Here is an 18,708-nt window from a genome sequence, read left to right on the forward strand (position 1 = left end):
GGTATCTACGGAAATCAATCTTTTGAGGAGTTTTTCAGTACGTTACAAGAAAAATTCAAGCATATAGAATTAGCATATTTTCAATCGAATATTGAAGGTGAATTAATTACAAAAATTCAAGATGCTGATGATGATTTTGATGGAGTTGTACTCAATGCAGGCGCATACACACATACTTCTATAGGTATTGGTGATGCGATCAAAGCCGTTGGAGTTCCTGTTGTAGAAGTGCATATTTCTAATACTTTTGGAAGAGAAGAGTTTAGGCATCAGTCGTATATCTCTCCAAATGCAAAAGGAGTTATTCTTGGTTTTGGATTACAGAGCTATGTTTTAGCCATTCAAAGTTTTTTATAAATGCATAAGACATATTTCAATTGGAGTACTGGAAAAGATTCTTCCTTAGCTTTGTATTATTTATTACAACAGAATACTTACGATGTTTCTACTTTAGTAACTACTGTTAATAAGGACTATGCACGAGTTTCTATGCATGGGTTACGTGTGTCTTTATTAGAACAACAAGCTAACAGTTTGAATTTGCCTTTACATAAAATTGAATTCCCTGCAGAGGTTTCTATGAGTTCTTATGATGAAAGAATGAGAACAGAAGTTACTAAACTGAAGAATGCAGGTTATACACATTGTTGCTTTGGAGATATTTTTTTAGAAGATCTAAAAATGTATCGTGAGAATCAACTTCGAACTGTTGGAATACAAGGAGTTTTTCCACTTTGGAAAAAAGATACCACAAAATTGTTAGAAGAGTTTATAGATTTAGGTTTTAAAGCAATAACGGTTTGTGTAAATGCCAATTATCTAGACGAGTCATTTTGCGGAAGAGTCTTAGATCATACTTTTTTAAAGGAGTTGCCTAAAAATGTGGATCCTTGTGGAGAAAATGGAGAATTCCATACGTTTGTGTTTGATGGACCAATTTTTAGAGAACCAATTCATTTTGAGATARGAGAGAAGGTATTAAGAAATTATAGACCTTCTGATGATGATAACGATAATTGTTTCTCGGATACTGACAATAAAAGTTGGGATACATCCTTTTGGTACTGTGATTTACTACCTAATTAGATAAAAAAACACCTTATTGTAAGTAACAAGGTGTTTGTATATTATTTATTTGATGTTTTTTACAAATGAATTACTTCATCATAAGCATCTGCAACAGCTTCCATCACAGCTTCACTCATTGTTGGATGTGGATGTACAGCCTTTAAAACTTCATGTCCTGTAGTTTCTAATTTTCTACCAAGAACAGCTTCAGCAATCATATCTGTAACCCCAGCACCAATCATATGGCATCCTAACCATTCGCCATATTTAGCATCAAAAATTACTTTTACAAAACCATCTTTAGTTCCAGCAGCACTTGCTTTTCCAGAAGCAGAGAATGGAAACTTACCAACTTTTAGTTCGTAACCAGCTTCTTTAGCTTGCTTTTCTGTCATTCCTACACTTGCGATTTCTGGAGAAGCATATGTACAACCAGGAATATTTCCATAGTCAATTGCTTCTACATGCATTCCTGCAATTTTTTCTACACAAGTTATACCTTCTGCAGAAGCTACGTGTGCAAGAGCAGGACCATGAACTACGTCACCAATAGCGTAGACACCAGGAATATTAGTTTGATACCAATCGTTTACAACAATTTTATCTCTATCGGTAGCAATTCCAAGTTCTTCTAACCCTATATTTTCAATATTGGTTTTAATTCCAACGGCAGACAATACGATATCAGCTTCTAGAATTTCTTCACCTTTTTTAGTTTTTACTGTCGCTTTTACACCATCTCCAGAAGTATCAACACTTTCTACAGATGAGTTGGTCATTACTTTGATTCCAGCTTTTTTGAAGCTCCTTTCAAATTGTTTAGAAACTTCTTCGTCTTCTAAAGGAACTAGAGTAGGAAGGTATTCTACAATAGTAACTTCTGTTCCCATTGCATTATAAAAATGCGCAAACTCAACTCCAATAGCACCAGAACCAACTACAATCATTTTTTTAGGTTGTGATTCTAGCGTCATTGCTTCACGATATCCGATTACTTTTTTACCATCTTGTGGTAAATTTGGCAATTCTCTTGATCGCGCACCAGTAGCAATAACAATATGTTTTGCTTCATAATCAGAAGCCTTTCCATCTTTATCTGTTACAGTGATCTTATTACTAGCTTTAAGTTTACCAAAACCTTCAATTACATCTATTTTATTCTTTTTCATTAGGAATTGAACTCCTTTGCTCATTCCTTCAGCTACGCCACGACTACGTTTTACAACCGCATCAAAATCTTTGTCAAATTTTTCAACTGTTAAGCCATAATCTGAAGCATGTTTAAGGTAGTCAAATACCTGTGCACTTTTTAATAATGCTTTGGTTGGGATACATCCCCAATTTAAGCAAACACCTCCAAGGCTTTCTTTTTCAATTATAGCAGTTTTAAACCCTAATTGAGAAGCTCTAATAGCAGTAACATAACCACCAGGTCCACTCCCTAATACGATAATATCATATGCGCTCATAAATGTGAATTTTTTGAAGACACGAATTTACGGATAATTCGATTAACCTAAAAGGGATTTGAGGTTTCCATTTTCATAATAATTACCCAATAAATATCATAAAAAAACACTATCATAACGATAGTGTTAATTTTTTGATATTTTCCTTACTTTTTTAGAATATCTAGCGTTATTGCTAAAATATTTATATTGTTAAAAATCTAAATTTAATGCTGCTTGTACTTCATTAAAATCTTGTAAATTAATATCTGTATTTTCAGCAAATGCTGCTGGTACTACCACAACTCTAAATGTTTGATTATTGGTTAAATCAGCAGGCAATAGATCTGGTGCATTACTTTCTAACAATACATCTACATCTCCAATAGTAAAGTTAAATCGATAAAGCGCAGTAATCTCACCACCATTTCCATCATCTAAAAAGATAGTAGCGGTAGGTAAAGGTTCCCAAACATCCAAACCACTATCTATTGCTTCTAATCTATATACTAACACTACATCAGAAGCAAAAATTTCTTGGTTAAAAAAGAAACGAGTTCCAAAACCATTTGCCTGATTAAAATTAGTAGTAAACTCGAATGTAGTTCCAATTGTATCGAAATCTACATCATCATCATTTACGCAAGAAGTGAATAGTAATGTTGAGAAAAATAAAAGTCCAAAAATCTTTTTCATAATGTGTATTATTTGTTGTTTTGATATGAAATATGTTGTATCAATAAGTGTTCCAAAAAAATATTATTGTATTTGTGATTATGATTTATCGAAATCAATACTTACCGAATTTACACAATACCGTTGTCCTGTTTCTGTAGGTCCATCATTAAATACATGTCCTAAATGACTACCACAGTTTGCACATAAAATTTCTGTTCTAATCATTCCATGTGACGTGTCTCTTATGTATTCGATGCTTCCTTCAATGGATTCATCGAAACTTGGCCATCCACATCCTGAATCAAATTTAGAAGAACTTTCAAACAATGAAACATTACATGCCATACATTTATAGGTTCCATCTTCGGCATGGATATTATATTTTCCAGTAAAAGGTCTTTCGGTTCCTTTTTGTCTTAAGATCCGATATTGTTCTTCAGAAAGATCTTTTTTCCACTGTTCTTCAGTTTTGTGAAATGGGTATTTTGTCATTACATATCTTTTTTGGGTTGAAATACTAATGCATCTCCGTTAATACAATGTCTTTGTCCTGTAGTTTCTCTAGGTCCATCATTAAATACATGACCTAAATGACCTCCGCAAGTATTACATAATAACTCGGTTCTTGCGTATCCTAGTTTATAATCTACATCGACCGTAACATTATTTTTTACAGCTCTATCAAAACTAGGCCATCCAGTTCCGCTATCGAACTTATGTTTGCTTTCATATAAAGGAGTATCACAAGCAGCACAATGGAAAGTACCAGCAGCATACACTTTATTCAGTGGACTTGAATGGGGCCTTTCGGTACCAGCTTGTCTCAAAATGTAATATTGTTCACTGGTCAGAATTTCTTTCCATTCTTTTTCTGTTTTCGTTACGGCATATTCTTTCTTTTCTTTTTTACTTTCTTTTTGGGCATTTCCAGTGCAACTTATAACAAGGATACTTACAAATAATAATACTATCTTTTTCATGATATTCTAATTAAATTTTTCTTTTACTGTAGTCGCAAATACATCGATAGCATAACAAGAGTTTTATGATACTACTATAAATTCAACAATTTGATCAATTACCTTTTGATTTCCCAGTATTTTTCTATGCCCTAATTTTTCGGTCAATATTAATGTACCGTTCTCTAATTTATCATTTATTTCTATTGCTGAACTGTAATGCACATCTACGTCTTGTTTGTCATGTACTATAAGTGTAGGTATTTTGATGCCTTCAGCGGAAACAGCACCAGAGTAATTATCAAGATCTTCACCATAATGACTGTCAAAGAACTCTTTCATTAACTTAGCTGTTTTTTGTCCTAATTGTAAGTTCTTTGCAAAATCTTGGGTTATTTTAGTAATGCTGTTAGCGGTACCGATAATCACAAGTTTTTGAATGGGTAATCCAAATTTAGTAGCTCGCAATAAAGACATTCCTCCGAGCGAATGTCCTATTGCGCCAATAAAAGGCCCATATGTTTTTTCTAATTGATATATGGTTTCTACAAAATGAAGCATATTACTTCTTTTTCCAGGAGCTTCTCCATGCGCTGGAGCATCAAAACTTATCGTACTATAACCTTGTTGTAACAAACTATCTGCTATCATAGAGAGTTGAGTGCCACTACCAGACCAGCCGTGTACTAGTAAAATTTTCTTTTCAGAATCTCCATAAGAATAAATAACTACCTCTCGATTTATTTTGTCAATTCGTACGTTTTCTTTTTTACTTCTATCCGCCATTGTCTTTTCTCTTTCAGGTCTTGGATATTTGAAAGGTGTTAAAAACAAACGCGCACCAAATCTTGAAGCTAGAAAAGGTGAAATCCAATTTAAAAATTTACCTGTATACAGAATTGTTTTAGGGATTAACAATGCTTGAACTGGTATCTGATCTTTATCAATTTTGGCCACTATATAAACTCAATTTCATCTTAAAATTAATCCAACTAAATTAGTTGAAATAAATATTATGATTAATTAACATTTGTATAAAGCTTAGAAAAATAAGCAAAATATATTTTATAAATTCTTTTATATAAGTTGATAAAGTAGTTAATTTTGTAGTTTACTCTTAATTAAAACACCATGCGGGTACCGCCCTCTGACATAGCAAAAAAGGAACAAAAAGTACTTTATGATTATCAGGCTAGGGATATTAATAAGATTTTTAGTCGTTTAGAAGAATTTCCTAAGAGTTATAATCTATTGTATCAATTACCTACAGGTGGTGGTAAAACAGTTATTTTTTCAGAAATTGTTCGTAGATACATAGAAACTACAAAGAAAAAAGTAGTTGTTCTTACCCATCGTATTGAACTTTGTGATCAAACTTCTAGAATGCTTACAGAGTTTAATGTGAAAAATAAGATCATTAATAGTAATGTAAAAAAGTTAGAAGATCAACATGAATATATGTGTTTCGTGGCAATGGTCGAAACTTTAAATAATCGATTAAATGATGATCAATTAGAAATAGAACATGTAGGAATGGTAATCATTGATGAAGCGCACTACAATTCTTTCAGAAAACTATTTCGTTTTTTTAATAACTGTTTTATTTTAGGTGTTACCGCAACTCCATTAAGTTCTAATATGAAACTTCCTATGAAAGATAATTACCGGGAGTTGATTGTAGGTGATACGATTTCATCACTTATTGGAAATGGATTTTTAGCCACCCCAGTTACATTTACCTATGATGTTGGACTCGGTTCGTTGAAAATAGGTATGAATGGAGATTATACGGTAAAATCATCTGAAGATCTGTATACTAATGCTTTAATGCAAGATAAGCTACTTAAAGCTTATGAAGAAAGAGCAAAAGGAAAGAAAACGTTGATTTTTAATAACGGAATAAATACTTCAATTCAGGTATATGATGTATTTAAAAGAGCTGGATATCCAATACGGCATTTAGATAATACGAACAGTAAACACGAAAGAGCAGATATTTTAAAGTGGTTTAAAAATACAGATGATGCTATACTAACTTCAGTTAGTATTTTAACAACAGGATTTGACGAACCGACAGTAGAAACGGTTATTCTGAATCGCGCTACTAAATCCTTGACTTTGTATTTTCAGATGATTGGTAGAGGATCGAGAATTTTACCAGACAAGCCTGAGTTTTCTATCATTGATATGGGAAATAATACGGCAAGATTTGGATTGTGGAATGGCGATATTGATTGGCAATCCATATTTAGATCTCCAGACTTTTATTATGATAGTTTAGTTAGTGATGAAGAGATTGAGAGAAACTTTAAATATGTAATGCCCGAAGAGATTCGAAAAGAATTTAGTAAATCTATAGATATTGAATTCGATATAGAAGCAGAGTATGCAAATACCAAGAAATATGGATTACGTAGTAAAAGTGTTCTTGAAAAATCCATAGAACAACATGCTAGAATGTGCGTAGAGAATAGTGAGGATGTTTTCGACGCACGTATTCTAAGCAAGTTGTTGAATCAAGATATTGAATATAGGGTACGTAGGTATTCCTATTGTATCAGTAAAAGCACGAAAAATTATAGAGATTGGTTACAAGAAGATTACGAAAGAAAACTTAGATCTAAAATTAATCAACTATTTCTATAATTTTGGTTTCGTTTGAAAATCAATTTTTTACAGCATTCTGAACCGCTTTTTCAGCATGAATTTCAGTTGTATTAAATATTGGTATATCTACATCACTTTGTTTTATAAGTAATGGGATTTCAGTACACCCAAGAATTACGCCTTCGGCACCTTCGTTTTTTAGCTTGGCTATTATTTTTTTAAAGATTTCTCTAGAAGTATCATTAATTTCTCCAAGTACCAATTCATTATAGATTATTTGATGAATTTGTTCTCTATCATCTAATTCAGGGATAAGTACTTGAACGTTATAATTTTTGAGTACTGTTTTATAAAAATCCTTTTCCATAGTAAACTTAGTACCTAAGAGCGCCACCTTTTGTAATCCTTGAGATTGAATTTTTTCACCAGTTGCATCGGCTATATGCAAAAATGGAATTGTTGTATTTTCTATAATAGCTTCACTGCACAAATGCATTGTATTAGTGCAAAGAATAACAAGATCAGCCCCAGATTTTTCTAGCTGTTGAGCTGCTTCAATCATTCGTTGCGTTAAACTTTGCCAATCATTTTTTCTCTGCAATGTTTCTATCTCTGCAAAGTCTACAGATACCATCACTGACTTTGCAGAGTGATAACCGCCTAATATATTTTTTACTTCTTTATTCAATAATTCATAGTAAATGGCTGAAGATTCCCAACTCATGCCACCTATTAAACCGATTGTTTTCATAATTAAACGATATTAAATTTCTATTTCACCAACTAAATAAGGGACAGCATATCCACTTAAAAAGACTCTATCTTTTTTTAAGCTGCAAAATAATTCACCACCTCTTTTAGATAATTGGCGTGCATGAAGTTCTGTTTTTCCCAATCTTTCTGACCAGAATGGGACTAATGCCGAATGTGCTGACCCAGTAACCGGATCTTCTAATGGAATCTCAGGATTTGCATCAAAAACTCTGGAAACGAAATCTGATGTATTTCCGGTAGAAGTTATGATGGTACATAAATAGGGGAGTCCTTTTAACACTTCTAATTTTGGTTCTTCGGATAGTATTTCTTCTTCAGACCCTACAGTTAATAATAAATCTCTTCCCGCAAAAGCTCCGATAGGCTTTGCCTTAAATGCTTCAAATACTTCATTAGGAATAGTTATTGGTTTTGGTGGCCTTGAAGGAAAATCCAAGGTAATGGTTCCGTTTTCTTCTTTTTTTGCTTTTAGAATACCACTTTTTGAGGAAAAAGTAATTTCATCAAGTGATGTATCTAGATAATTAAATATAACAAAGGCAGCTGCCAAGGTAGCATGACCACAAAGATCAATTTCGGCATATGGCATGAACCATCTAATTTCATAAATAGTATCTTTTTTTACGAAATATCCGGTTTCGGCTAAATTGTTTTCAATAGCAATATCTAATAGGGTTTGGTCATCTAACCAATGTGGCAAGTGACAAATAGCAGCAGGATTTCCTCCAAATAGTTTCTGAGTAAAAGCATCAATTTGATAAATTGGAATTTTCATGAGTTTAAATTCTTTAGTATTGATTTGTAGTTGATGTATGATTTTAATTCTGGTTAATACAGTTTTAAAACTTGTCCTGTTGTATCAGAAGTTATAGCATATTCGTACAGCTTTACTACATCTTCTATTTCTACAGGAAAGTACCCAGCAAACTTTTTATCCTTTGGAAAGTCTCCTGCAATAGCTCCTGGAGCTATTGTATTGAGGCGTATACCATTATCTAGTTCCTGTGCTGCACTATTCACAAAACTATGAATAGCACCATTAACTAATGAAAGCCCCACAGCATTTGGTTCATAATGTTCTGCTAAAATTCCAGTGGTCAGTGTGATGGAACCTCCATCATTTATATAATTTTTAGCTATATGTACAAGGTTTACCTGTCCCATTAATTTACTTTTTATCCCTACGTAATAATCTTCTTCCTCTAGTTTGTCAAAGGGTTTCCATGTTGCAGTACCTGCAGCGTTAATTACAGCATCTAGTTTTGGTAATTTTTGGAAGAGTGATATAATTGAATTTTTATCCATAATGTCAACAGGGTAGTCGTTACTATTACGATGTGCTCCAAATACTTCATGGTTTGCTTTTAAAGAGTTGTAGATTTCTTTTCCGATGGTTCCTGTGGATCCTATAACTAAGATTTTCATAATTATATATTTAATTTTATAAATATGTTATTTAAAATTTTTTACAAATTGTTCTTCATTTCTTCTATATAAGCTTCTATAGTTTTCTCATTTCTCTGAAAATAAGTCCATTTACCATGTCTAGTAGGTATCAATAAACCGGCTTTATGCATTGTGGCTAAGTAATTAGAGATTGTAGGTTGCGATAAACCAGACTTTTCCTGAATAAATTGGCCACAAACACCAAAATCAAAGTGTCCTAGTTCTGAGTGGGGCGGGAAATTAGAAGCAGGGTTTTTAAGCCATTTTAAAATATCTAATCGTGTAGAATTTGCTAAAGCTTTTTTAATTTCTAAGATCTGATCTCTTTTCATAAGACAAATATACATATTTAATTTTATAAATATGTTTGTTTTGTGGTTTTATGTTTTAATTCATCAGAAATCTCTTATCAATACTGGCATATATCGATCTAAATTTTTTAATACCATATCACTTCCTTTAACCACTACTTCCAAAGGAGTCTCTCCAGTATATACAGGTAATTCTGTTGTCATAGAAAATCGCTTATCTAATCCACGAAGCAAGGATCCGCCACCAGTAAGAAAAATCCCAGTATTATAGATATCGGATGAAATCTCGGGAGGAATATCTGACAATGTATCCAATACAGCATTTTCTATTTGTGTGATTGATTTGTCTAAACTTTTATAGATTTCTTTATACGTTAAAAAAATTTGTTTAGGCTTTCCAGTAAGCATGTCTCTTCCTCTAACCGTTGTTTTTTTTGGTGGTGATTCTAGGCTATTTATAGCAGATCCAATTTTAATTTTAATTTTTTCGGCGGTACTTTCTCCTATATGAAGATTATGTTTTTCTCTAATATATTGTATAATATCATTATTAAAGACATTCCCTGCAATTTTAACGGACTTACCAGATATAATTCCACCTAAAGTAATGACAGCAATATCTGTAGTACCACCTCCTATATCAATTACCATATGTCCTTTGGGTTGCAAAACATCAATACCAGCGCCTATCGCTGCCGCGATAGGTTCGGAAATTAAATATACTTTTTTTGCATTAAGACGTCTGGCAGATTCTTTTACAGCACGCATTTCTACCTTAGTAATTCCACATGGAATTGCAATGATCATTTTATAAGATTTGATAAAAATTGCATTGCTGATATCAGCTAGTTTTTTGATGAGTATTTTGAGCATCTTTTCAGAGAGGTCAAAATTGGCGATTACTCCATTTCTCAATGGATAAAAGGTCTTTATATTTTGATGGATTTTGCCACGCATGGAACTAGCTTCCTTGCCTACAGCTATAATTTTTCCGCTTATTCTATTCACGGCAATTATAGAAGGAACATCGATTGCAATTTTACCTTTATGAGAGATTAGCGTATTTGTAGTCCCAAGATCTACCGCTATTTTATTAGTAAGAAAATCAAAAAAGCCCATTTTTGTCAGTTAAGTTAGTTTTCGATTTGAGTTGCTAATTGATAATAACTCTTCTTCGCATATTATATTGTGATTAGTTATTTAAGTAACTGATATGTAGTGATTTGTGATATTTAGTTATATAGATGTATTACTTTTCAAAAATTCTACATTGATAACTTTGCATTAAACCCTGTATTTGCTATTGATTTTAGTAGTTTTCAATAAGTTTTAGGTTTTATTTGGACTACAATAAAATTTTTGTCGCTAACTATCGTTTTCCAGATAGTTTCTTTTATTTTTGCTGCTAATGACGCGTAACTATATATTTCTGGTACTAGTATTTTTCACCACATTGACTTATTCACAAATAGGAGGTAGATATACGTATCAATTCCTTAATTTGGTTTCTTCTCCTAAACAAGCAGCTCTTGGTGGTAAATATGTTACTGGTTATAGTATGGACCCAACAGATGCTATGCTAAATCCGGCTGCAATTAATAGTGAAATGGATAATCAATTATCGATAAACTATGTCAATTATATTGCCGATGTAAATTATGGATCCGTTGCGTATGCAAAAGCTTTAGGCAAAAACAGAAATATGTTCCATGCCGGAGTTACCTATATCAATTATGGAAGGTTTGATGGTTTTGATGAGTTCGGAAATGAAACAGGAGATTTTGGCGCTGGAGAGGTTGCCATATCCGTAGGATATGCATATACAATACCTAATTCAAATTTTCATGTAGGAGCAAATGGAAAGTTTATCTCATCTAAATTAGAACAATATACATCTTTAGGTGGAGCTTTAGATTTAGGATTAATATATCATAATCCAGATACTAAATTTGATTTTGGTTTTGCCGTAAGAAATTTAGGAACTCAATTCACGACATATGAGGATACTAGAGAGGATCTTCCTTTGTCTGTAGATATGGGAGTTGCTCAAACTCTTAAAAACGTTCCCATTAGATGGAATTTGACATTAGAGAACTTACAAGTTTGGGATGTTGCATTTCGAAATCCAGCAAGAGATATTACAGATTTAGAAGGAAATGTTGAAGCTGATGATCCAAGTTTCTTGAATAATGCATTACGTCATGTGGTTGTCGGATTAGAATTTTTTCCAGAAAGTGGTTTTAATATACGATTAGGATATAATTTCAGAAGATCGGAAGAGTTGAGAATAGTTGATCAACGATCATTTGCTGGGCTTAGTGGTGGTTTTTCTTTAAAATTAGGGAAATTTAGATTTGCTTACTCTTATGCCCGATATAATTCAGCAGCTTCTTCAAGTACTTTTGGTGTCAACGTAAATCTACAATAGTGAACAAAAAAATAATTATTGCCATTGATGGCTATTCTTCTACTGGAAAAAGTACAGTAGCGAGGCAATTAGCTAAAAGACTTGGATATATTTATGTGGATACTGGAGCTATGTATAGAGCAGTTACTCTATATGCTATGCAACATAATTATATAGGACCAGACCACTTTGATAAAGATGCATTGGAAAAATGCCTTCCCTTGATACATATTAGATTTGAAGTGAGTTCTACTACAGGATTAGCAGAGGTTTTGTTGAACGATGTAAATGTAGAGAAACAAATCAGAACTTTGGAAGTTTCGCGACTAGTGAGTCCGGTTGCGGCAGTTTCAAAAGTTAGAAAAAAATTGGTTGAACAACAACAACTAATGGGCATTGATAAAGGTATTGTAATGGATGGCAGAGATATCGGGACTGTTGTTTTTCCAGATGCTGAACTTAAGTTGTTTATGACTGCAACAGCAAAGGACAGAGCGGAGCGAAGATATAAAGAACTTGTGGATAGAGGAGAAAACGTTACCTACGAAGATGTGCTTAAAAATGTAGTAAATAGAGATCATATAGATAGTACACGAAAGGATTCTCCTTTGCGAAAAGCCGCAAATGCTATACAAATAGATAATTCAAATCTTACATTAGATGAACAATTTCATCAAATACTTGGTATTGCGCAAAAAGCAATTATGCAAGTAAACTAATTGCTTGATGGTATATGAGCAATTAAAATTATTTGGAGTTCTTGGATGATCTTAATTCGTAAAAGATCATCTTTCCTTTTATCCATTCTATCAATTCTTTTTGTTCGTCTTTTTCTTTAATTAAGAGAACTCTGTTAAGAATCAATGTGTTTTCTTTTACTTTATGCCTTAGAGGGATTGTAGTGTCAGAAATGGCATATAAAGGAGTTTCTTTAAGGATTTTATATTCCTTTCCGTTGTTCATTACTATGGTCTTGTTAGACTCAAAAATAATATTGGTTTTAGATAGAACTTGCCCATAACCAGAAATTCCTAGAGCCAGAAATACTAACAATAATTTTGATTTCATATTAAACTAGATTTGGCGGGGTGTATTACGGTAAAGCCGTAAATTTAATCAAATTATTGTTTTTGACCAGTAATTCTGGATAATTAACTAATTTTTACTTGTTTTACAAGATACCGTTAGAGTAAAAAACATAAAAAAAGATCTTCCTAAAATTATAAGAAGATCTTTTCTATATGTAGTGTTTGGTATATCTTATAGATTAGGGATGATCAATTCTTGATCTGGATGTATAACATCAGGATTTTTTAAGATATGCGTATTCGCTTCAAAGATTTCTTTGTATTTCATAGGATCTTTATAGTAATGCTTCGCAATTTTGCTAAGAGACTCTCCACTTTTTACAGTATGTCTGTGATATACCGAAGTATCAGCTACGTCAATATCAGCTTCAATATCAGATGGAGCTTCTCCACCAATTTCTTTTATTTTATCCCAAAGTTGATTTTTTTCATATTGAGTATTAGCAGTTCCCTTTACCTTAAGAACCCCATTATCTTCAGTTACATCCCCATTTTGAATATTTAATTCTTGTCCAAGATCTAAAACGTCCTGATATTTTGCTTTAACCATAACTAAATTGATTTAAAATTATTAATTAGATTTACTCAAATATAACAATTTATGCAGTTGATTTTAATATAAATTACGTTTAAAAAACATCAAATAATCGACAAAATGCATAATTTATCTATATTCGAATTTTTATAAAACAARATACATGTTCCGTAAACGTTTCTATTACCTCATTCAACTTCAATATTTAGGTTTTAGATATCATGGTTGGCAGAAACAACCCAATGTAAATACCTTGCAAAGAATGGTAGAACGTACTGCTAATTATGTATTGGGAAATTCAAATTTCAAGGTTCTAGCAGCTGGAAGAACGGATGCAAAGGTTTCTGCTAATGAAGCATACATCGAATTATTTGTAGATCATGAAAAACTGGAACTAAAGGATTTCTTTGATTTATTTAATCAGAATTTACCTCAGGATATTAGAGCTATTAGTATTCAAGAGACGGATGATAAATTCAATATTATTCAACATCCTAAGGTAAAGGAGTATATATACCTTTTTTCGTTTGGAAAGAAGTTTCATCCTTTCTGCGCGCCCTTCATGTATAATATCATGGAAGAATTAGATATTGAACTTATGAAGAAAGGAGCTAAATTATTTGAAGGGAAGCACAATTTTAGATCTTATTGTCATCGTCCTAATGAAAACACAGTTGTTCATGGAGAAATTCTAGAATGTGAAATTTGTGAAAATGATTTGTATACAGCGAATTTTTTTCCAGATACGAGTTATGTGCTCAAAGTAAAGGGAGAAGGATTTAAAAGAAACCAAATCCGTTTGATGATGGGAGTTTTATTAGATTTGGGTAAAGGTAAAATCAATTTGGATTTTGTCAATAATACCTTGGATCCAAATCAAGAGAAAATTACCTTAGAACATATTGTGCCTGGTTCTGGTTTGATATTGAATTCTGTGAAAATGAAAGAGCTATAATTTGGATTGATTGGAACTACTAAGAGTACTATATTTATAATATCATTAAAATAATCCACAGGTTTAATAAAACCCTCATTAGCAGATGAAAGTAATATCCACAAACATAGGAGAACCTCAGACTATATCTTGGAGAGGAAAAGAAGTGAAAACAGGTATCTATAAATATCCTGTCGATGAGCCAATTTTTTTAGATAAAGAAGATGTCAAAGGAGATCATGTAATTGATAGACGTGTTCATGGAGGTGTTGATAAAGCATGTTATTTATATGCTGCAGAGCATTACCCTTATTGGAAAGAGAAATATCCGGACTTGGATTGGAATTATGGAATGTTTGGAGAAAATCTTACTGTTTTGGGATTGGATGAGCGGATAGTTACCATTGGAAGTATTTATGATCTTGGAGAAGCTGTTGTGCAAGTTACACAACCAAGGCAACCATGTTATAAATTGGGAGTTCGTTTTGGAACTCAAACTGTTTTGAAACAATTTATACAAGCGTTACTACCTGGCGTATACGTAAGAGTTTTAACCTCTGGTTTGGTTAAAAAGGATGATGTTTTAGTTCCAAAGGAATTGCATGAAGATGGTATTTCCATTCAGGATATGTATAAGTTATTTTATGATCAAAATTCTCATGAAGCTTTAGCTAAAAAGGCAATAAATGACCCTTTTGTGACAGTAAATAACAAAAAGAATATTCTAAATCGTTACGGAAGTTCAATTTCTAGTTAAATTATGGATACCCAAAAAACCAAGAATCTTATTATTGGTGCTGGACCTGCAGGTCTTGCAGTAGCTGGACGTCTTAGAAAAGAAAATATTCCTTTCGAAATTTTGGAGCAATCTAACAGAATTGCTTGGAGCTGGCATAATCATTATGATCGCTTACTACTGCATACTGTAAAAGAGCTTTCGGCATTACCGAATTTACCATTTCCTGAGGAATATCCACGATATGTCCCAAAAGATAAACTAGCTGAGTATTATGAAAATTATGCAATGCATTTCGATATTAAGCCGCACTTTAATACTTTTGTAACGTCTATAAAAAAGGAAGGTAATTATTGGACTTTACATACTAACAACCATGCATATCAAGCAGAAAACGTTGTTGTAGCAACAGGAATCAACAGAATGCCTTCTGTGCCAGTTTGGAAAAATCAAAATGACTTTAAAGGAACAATTATTCATAGTAGAAACTATAAAAATGCAACTCCATTTCTTGGAAAAAAAGTGCTTATAGTAGGAATGGGGAATACTGGTGCGGAATTGGCATTAGATTTAAGTGAACATGATGTGGAAGTAGCTGTATCTGTAAGAAGTCCTTTGCTAATTGTGCCAAGAGATATTAATGGTCGTCCAGTACAAATCACAGCTAAAAAATTAGAAAAATTACCATTTGGACTAGGAAGATGGATTGGGAAACAAGTGCGAAAAATTGTGATTGGAGATCTTTCTAAATATGGAATTACTATTTCCGAAAAAGATCCAATTGATCATCTAAAACAAACCGGAAAAACACCAGTTATTGATCTTGGTACCGTAAAACAAATTAAATCTGGAAAGATAAAAGTAGTAGGGGATATTAGTTCCTTTTACGATCAAGGAGTATTGCTGAAAAACGGGGCTAAAATTAATACTGATATCGTTATTCTTGCTACAGGATATAAAGCGAAGGTAGAACAGTTTATTCAAGATACTGATGGTTTGTTAGATCAATATGGAGTTCCTAAGAACGTTATTGGAACAGGAAATCATAAAGGTTTGTTCTTTGTAGGTTTTGATAACTACAAACTTGGAGGAATATTGGGAACTATTGTGAATGACTCGAAAATAATTGTTGACAAAATAATTAGTCAATCCAACTAATACCATTTCTCATATGAAATAACCGTATAAAATTGTCTCTTTTGATTTGATGCTTCGTTACAAAATGAATCGATAACTATGGCTATCCATAAATTTTATGCCTTGCCTGAACCCAAAATAGTTCAATTTAGTATTTCAGTAATTTCATATGAGAACTGGTATAATTTTCACGGTTTACCGTGTTTTATGTTTTCGATTACTGGAAGAAATTTGTCGTATTCTATTAATCTTTTCACTATGAAACCAAAGTTCTTATTAACGGCGCTGTTTTTTATTACTAGGCTATTAATTGCGCAAGAAACTTTCAAACCATTTGTAGACTTTTATGGTGATAATTTAGTATTGGATAACTTCCCTGCAATTTCTGAAGATGGATCACATTATTTAATAGAATATAGTCAGTATTCTTGTTGTATATCTACTGAAGAAAAATTGCAAAAGATAAGTACAAAGAATGGTGAGGTTTTGGATGAAATTATTTTGTATCCAGGAGAAGAAGCAACGGAATTCATAGTTAAAGACTTAGAAACAGCTTATAAAAAAGTATCAAAGCTGCTGAAGAGCAATAATTACTCGACATTAAAAAAAATTCCGAAATTTAATCATGTTAACGATTCTAGTAATGGTTTCTCTCTTAGCTTTACGTTTATAAATGAAATGTATACAAGTGAGCAAATAAATCTTCCTAGAATATTATCTCATGGCTTTTGTTGTGGAGGAGAAGATCTGCGTGAAAATTGTTTGTTATATCAGAGTATTATTGCAGTATGGTTCTCTAAGGAACATAATTTTTTACTTATCGAATCTGGTATAAATCAAGCAGCGAACGGTTGTGATCAAGGGCCTTTTTACCAAATAGTTTCAGTAATTAAAGACTAGCTAAGATGTTGATTCTTTTTCTAAAATCGCTAATGCTAATTTAATAGTGTTATAGTCTATAGCTTGTTCAAAATGCTCAAAATAGGGTTTTAAAGTATCTGGATTGTCTAGGGTATCCTTTGCTTGTTTCACCGCTTTTACGTCCTCTTTATTTACAAATTGGTTTAGATTAATATCTTCACCGTCATTATATAATTTCATAATGTGTGAGAAAATAGTGGATTGCGCTAATTTTCTCTCTAATGCGATTTCTTCTATGGATAATCCTTGTTGGTATAAACTCAAAGTTTCCTTATGAGAATTCCCTTTATTTTTATTAGATTTTTTCTTCTTTTTTGTCTTTTCTGCTGAGTAGTCTATAATCGTTTTGATAAACTGATATCCATAGTTTTGCATTTTTACTCTACCAACTCCACTGATTTGCATAAACTCTTCATCCGTCATAGGTCTAGCTTTTTCCATTTCTTTAAGAGATGCATCATTAAAAATTTGATAAGCAGGAATACCAGCTTCTTTAGCTAATTGTAGTCGTAATTCTCTTAATTTATCAAATAGTGTATTAGAAGTGATTTGTTGAACCTGTTGTGCTGCTGTTTCTTTAATTTTATCAAATTCAGCAAGATTAGCAAGACTTACCTTTTCATCTTCAAACAATACTTTTTTAGAACGTTTAGTAAGTTTTAGTTTGTTATTTTGATGAAATGCAATTTCTAAATACCCTTGATTAATCAACTGAATGATGTACTGTTGCCAATCTTGCCAAGATATATCCTTTGCAATACCATATGTTTTTAGACTTTGATACCCTTTATCCAGTACAACGGCATTTTGCGCACCTCTAAGCACATCAATGATAGTTCCTATAGGTTCTTCTTCTTTTATTCTAACAACTGTAGATAGTGCTTTTTGGGCAATAATTGTTCCGTCGATAAAACTTGGTGGATTTTTACACACATCACAGTTACCACAATCTTCTTCGATCAATTCTCCGAAGTAACTTAATAGTATTTTTCTTCTACAACTCAAAGAATCGGCATATTGCTTCATTCTATCCAATTTTGCCATTTGCACTTCCTGATTACCAGAAGTATTTGCAAATTTTTGTAATTGTATTACGTCAGCAAAACTATGAAAGAGTAGTGTAGAAGAGGGTAATCCATCACGTCCAGCTCTACCTATTTCCTGATAGTATCCTTCAATGTTTTTGGGTAAATTATAATGAATTACCCAACGTACATTGGATTTATCTATTCCCATTCCAAAGGCAATGGTAGCGCAGACGATTTGTGTGGTATCATTTATAAAGTTTTCCTGTACACTTGCTCTTTTTTCGTGAGCAATACCTGCATGATACGCTTCGGCATTAAAACCTTGATTTTGTAGTTTTTCAGCAAGCATTTCACTTGTTTTTCTACTTAAACAATAGATAATGCCAGATTCATTGGTTTTATCTTTTAGAAAATCAAGTATTTGCTCAATTCGTTTATTACCAGGACGTACTTCTAAACTAAGATTTTTTCTATCAAAAGATGCCAAAAATTGTTGAGCGTTTGGAATATTTAATTGATCGCAGATATCTTTTCTGGTTGCTTTATCGGCAGTTGCTGTGAGTGCTATAACAGGAACATTGTCGAAGCGTTTTTTTAGGTAGCCTAATTGCGTATAAGCAGGTCTAAAATC

22 protein-coding genes are annotated in these 18,708 nt (G+C 32.5%); 9 read left to right on the top strand and 13 right to left on the bottom strand.

From position 1 onward, the window contains the following. The first annotated feature begins 3 nt into the window (after nucleotides 1–3). The gene (locus tag GBO31_RS21860) at nucleotides 4–357 is read left to right on the top strand and encodes a type II 3-dehydroquinate dehydratase (protein ID WP_343211335.1); all 354 of its coding nucleotides are present in this window, start codon (nucleotides 4–6) and stop codon (nucleotides 355–357) included. Beyond that, nucleotides 358–1,086 (top strand): diphthine--ammonia ligase, encoded by a 729-nt coding sequence (locus GBO31_RS21865; protein WP_219010697.1) that lies wholly within the window; start codon nucleotides 358–360, stop codon nucleotides 1,084–1,086. A gap of 59 nt (nucleotides 1,087–1,145) precedes the next feature. Here GBO31_RS21865 and lpdA read toward each other — a convergent pair whose 3' ends face one another. The 5 genes from lpdA to GBO31_RS21890 form a co-directional block, all read right to left on the bottom strand. Further along, entirely contained in the window at nucleotides 1,146–2,537 is a 1,392-nt protein-coding gene (gene lpdA / locus GBO31_RS21870; RefSeq protein WP_219010698.1) for a dihydrolipoyl dehydrogenase, read from the bottom strand. 192 nt (nucleotides 2,538–2,729) lie between these two features. Further along, nucleotides 2,730–3,212, bottom strand: coding sequence for a hypothetical protein (locus GBO31_RS21875; protein WP_219010699.1), 483 nt, complete (start codon nucleotides 3,210–3,212; stop codon nucleotides 2,730–2,732). A gap of 78 nt (nucleotides 3,213–3,290) precedes the next feature. Beyond that, the gene (msrB, locus tag GBO31_RS21880) at nucleotides 3,291–3,686 is read right to left on the bottom strand and encodes a peptide-methionine (R)-S-oxide reductase MsrB (protein ID WP_219010700.1); all 396 of its coding nucleotides are present in this window, start codon (nucleotides 3,684–3,686) and stop codon (nucleotides 3,291–3,293) included. Next, nucleotides 3,686–4,174 (bottom strand): peptide-methionine (R)-S-oxide reductase MsrB, encoded by a 489-nt coding sequence (gene msrB / locus GBO31_RS21885; RefSeq protein ID WP_219010701.1) that lies wholly within the window; start codon nucleotides 4,172–4,174, stop codon nucleotides 3,686–3,688. The genes msrB (GBO31_RS21880) and msrB (GBO31_RS21885) overlap by 1 nt, the downstream gene beginning before the upstream one ends. 63 nt (nucleotides 4,175–4,237) lie before the next feature. Then, nucleotides 4,238–5,110, bottom strand: a complete 873-nt coding sequence (locus GBO31_RS21890) for an alpha/beta hydrolase (protein WP_219010702.1) — start codon at nucleotides 5,108–5,110, stop codon at nucleotides 4,238–4,240. A gap of 174 nt (nucleotides 5,111–5,284) precedes the next feature. Here GBO31_RS21890 and GBO31_RS21895 point away from each other — a divergent pair, with 174 nt between their 5' ends. Further along, nucleotides 5,285–6,799 carry a DEAD/DEAH box helicase gene (locus tag GBO31_RS21895; protein ID WP_219010703.1) on the top strand — a complete coding sequence of 505 codons (1,515 nt, stop codon included), beginning with the start codon at nucleotides 5,285–5,287 and terminating at the stop codon, nucleotides 6,797–6,799. 19 nt (nucleotides 6,800–6,818) lie between these two features. On the opposite strand, the gene GBO31_RS21900 is transcribed toward GBO31_RS21895, so the two are convergent. From GBO31_RS21900 to GBO31_RS21920, 5 genes are all read right to left on the bottom strand, one after another. Beyond that, nucleotides 6,819–7,511 (bottom strand): aspartate/glutamate racemase family protein, encoded by a 693-nt coding sequence (locus tag GBO31_RS21900; RefSeq protein ID WP_219010704.1) that lies wholly within the window; start codon nucleotides 7,509–7,511, stop codon nucleotides 6,819–6,821. Nucleotides 7,512–7,523: 12 nt separating this feature from the next. Beyond that, nucleotides 7,524–8,309 (bottom strand): PhzF family phenazine biosynthesis protein, encoded by a 786-nt coding sequence (locus GBO31_RS21905; RefSeq protein WP_219010705.1) that lies wholly within the window; start codon nucleotides 8,307–8,309, stop codon nucleotides 7,524–7,526. Between the two features lie 53 nt (nucleotides 8,310–8,362). Beyond that, the gene (locus GBO31_RS21910; protein WP_219010706.1) at nucleotides 8,363–8,959 is read right to left on the bottom strand and encodes a short chain dehydrogenase; all 597 of its coding nucleotides are present in this window, start codon (nucleotides 8,957–8,959) and stop codon (nucleotides 8,363–8,365) included. Nucleotides 8,960–9,000: 41 nt separating this feature from the next. Then, the gene (locus GBO31_RS21915) at nucleotides 9,001–9,312 is read right to left on the bottom strand and encodes an ArsR/SmtB family transcription factor (RefSeq protein WP_219010707.1); all 312 of its coding nucleotides are present in this window, start codon (nucleotides 9,310–9,312) and stop codon (nucleotides 9,001–9,003) included. 63 nt (nucleotides 9,313–9,375) lie between these two features. Continuing rightward, a complete protein-coding gene (locus GBO31_RS21920; protein ID WP_219010708.1) occupies nucleotides 9,376–10,410 on the bottom strand; it encodes a rod shape-determining protein in 1,035 nt (344 codons plus the stop codon). Nucleotides 10,411–10,699: 289 nt separating this feature from the next. On the opposite strand from GBO31_RS21920, the gene porQ reads away from it, so the two are divergent. Both porQ and cmk read left to right on the top strand, forming a co-directional pair. Beyond that, entirely contained in the window at nucleotides 10,700–11,719 is a 1,020-nt protein-coding gene (gene porQ, locus GBO31_RS21925; RefSeq protein ID WP_219010709.1) for a type IX secretion system protein PorQ, read from the top strand. After that, nucleotides 11,719–12,417, top strand: coding sequence for a (d)CMP kinase (gene cmk / locus GBO31_RS21930; RefSeq protein WP_219010710.1), 699 nt, complete (start codon nucleotides 11,719–11,721; stop codon nucleotides 12,415–12,417). The genes porQ and cmk overlap by 1 nt, the downstream gene beginning before the upstream one ends. A gap of 28 nt (nucleotides 12,418–12,445) precedes the next feature. On the opposite strand, the gene GBO31_RS21935 is transcribed toward cmk, so the two are convergent. Beyond that, entirely contained in the window at nucleotides 12,446–12,766 is a 321-nt protein-coding gene (locus GBO31_RS21935) for a hypothetical protein (RefSeq protein ID WP_219010711.1), read from the bottom strand. 192 nt (nucleotides 12,767–12,958) lie between these two features. After that, nucleotides 12,959–13,336: a LysM peptidoglycan-binding domain-containing protein gene (locus tag GBO31_RS21940; protein ID WP_219010712.1), complete on the bottom strand. Its 378-nt coding sequence runs from the start codon at nucleotides 13,334–13,336 to the stop codon at nucleotides 12,959–12,961. Between the two features lie 148 nt (nucleotides 13,337–13,484). Here GBO31_RS21940 and GBO31_RS21945 point away from each other — a divergent pair, with 148 nt between their 5' ends. The 4 genes from GBO31_RS21945 (at nucleotide 13,485) to GBO31_RS21960 (ending at nucleotide 17,028) form a co-directional block, all read left to right on the top strand. Continuing rightward, a complete protein-coding gene (locus GBO31_RS21945) occupies nucleotides 13,485–14,276 on the top strand; it encodes a tRNA pseudouridine(38-40) synthase TruA (protein WP_219010713.1) in 792 nt (263 codons plus the stop codon). A gap of 85 nt (nucleotides 14,277–14,361) precedes the next feature. Then, nucleotides 14,362–15,012 (top strand): MOSC domain-containing protein, encoded by a 651-nt coding sequence (locus GBO31_RS21950; protein ID WP_219010714.1) that lies wholly within the window; start codon nucleotides 14,362–14,364, stop codon nucleotides 15,010–15,012. Between the two features lie 3 nt (nucleotides 15,013–15,015). Beyond that, nucleotides 15,016–16,149: a flavin-containing monooxygenase gene (locus GBO31_RS21955; RefSeq protein ID WP_219010715.1), complete on the top strand. Its 1,134-nt coding sequence runs from the start codon at nucleotides 15,016–15,018 to the stop codon at nucleotides 16,147–16,149. Between the two features lie 237 nt (nucleotides 16,150–16,386). After that, entirely contained in the window at nucleotides 16,387–17,028 is a 642-nt protein-coding gene (locus GBO31_RS21960; protein WP_219010716.1) for a hypothetical protein, read from the top strand. Here GBO31_RS21960 and GBO31_RS21965 read toward each other — a convergent pair. Then, nucleotides 17,029–18,708, bottom strand: a 1,680-nt coding sequence (locus GBO31_RS21965) for an ATP-dependent DNA helicase RecQ (RefSeq protein ID WP_219010717.1), incomplete at its 5' end; no start/stop codon positions are given.

The sequence above is a fragment of the Aquimarina litoralis genome, from assembly GCF_019295435.1.
GTDB lineage: Bacteria > Bacteroidota > Bacteroidia > Flavobacteriales > Flavobacteriaceae > Aquimarina > Aquimarina litoralis_A.

Bases quoted from the DNA above. Each gene is read 5' to 3' on its own strand.
- GBO31_RS21950 (WP_219010714.1), top strand. From the start codon at position 14,362: ATGAAAGTAATATCCACAAACATAGGAGAACCTCAGACTATATCTTGG.
- msrB (WP_219010701.1), bottom strand. From the start codon at position 4,174: ATGAAAAAGATAGTATTATTATTTGTAAGTATCCTTGTTATAAGTTGC.
- GBO31_RS21935 (WP_219010711.1), bottom strand. From the start codon at position 12,766: ATGAAATCAAAATTATTGTTAGTATTTCTGGCTCTAGGAATTTCTGGT.
- GBO31_RS21895 (WP_219010703.1), top strand. From the start codon at position 5,285: ATGCGGGTACCGCCCTCTGACATAGCAAAAAAGGAACAAAAAGTACTT.
- GBO31_RS21960 (WP_219010716.1), top strand. From the start codon at position 16,387: ATGAAACCAAAGTTCTTATTAACGGCGCTGTTTTTTATTACTAGGCTA.
- GBO31_RS21920 (WP_219010708.1), bottom strand. From the start codon at position 10,410: ATGGGCTTTTTTGATTTTCTTACTAATAAAATAGCGGTAGATCTTGGG.
- GBO31_RS21945 (WP_219010713.1), top strand. From the start codon at position 13,485: ATGTTCCGTAAACGTTTCTATTACCTCATTCAACTTCAATATTTAGGT.
- GBO31_RS21910 (WP_219010706.1), bottom strand. From the start codon at position 8,959: ATGAAAATCTTAGTTATAGGATCCACAGGAACCATCGGAAAAGAAATC.
- GBO31_RS21940 (WP_219010712.1), bottom strand. From the start codon at position 13,336: ATGGTTAAAGCAAAATATCAGGACGTTTTAGATCTTGGACAAGAATTA.
- GBO31_RS21900 (WP_219010704.1), bottom strand. From the start codon at position 7,511: ATGAAAACAATCGGTTTAATAGGTGGCATGAGTTGGGAATCTTCAGCC.
- msrB (WP_219010700.1), bottom strand. From the start codon at position 3,686: ATGACAAAATACCCATTTCACAAAACTGAAGAACAGTGGAAAAAAGAT.
- GBO31_RS21905 (WP_219010705.1), bottom strand. From the start codon at position 8,309: ATGAAAATTCCAATTTATCAAATTGATGCTTTTACTCAGAAACTATTT.
- lpdA (WP_219010698.1), bottom strand. From the start codon at position 2,537: ATGAGCGCATATGATATTATCGTATTAGGGAGTGGACCTGGTGGTTAT.
- GBO31_RS21875 (WP_219010699.1), bottom strand. From the start codon at position 3,212: ATGAAAAAGATTTTTGGACTTTTATTTTTCTCAACATTACTATTCACT.
- GBO31_RS21955 (WP_219010715.1), top strand. From the start codon at position 15,016: ATGGATACCCAAAAAACCAAGAATCTTATTATTGGTGCTGGACCTGCA.
- porQ (WP_219010709.1), top strand. From the start codon at position 10,700: ATGACGCGTAACTATATATTTCTGGTACTAGTATTTTTCACCACATTG.
- GBO31_RS21915 (WP_219010707.1), bottom strand. From the start codon at position 9,312: ATGAAAAGAGATCAGATCTTAGAAATTAAAAAAGCTTTAGCAAATTCT.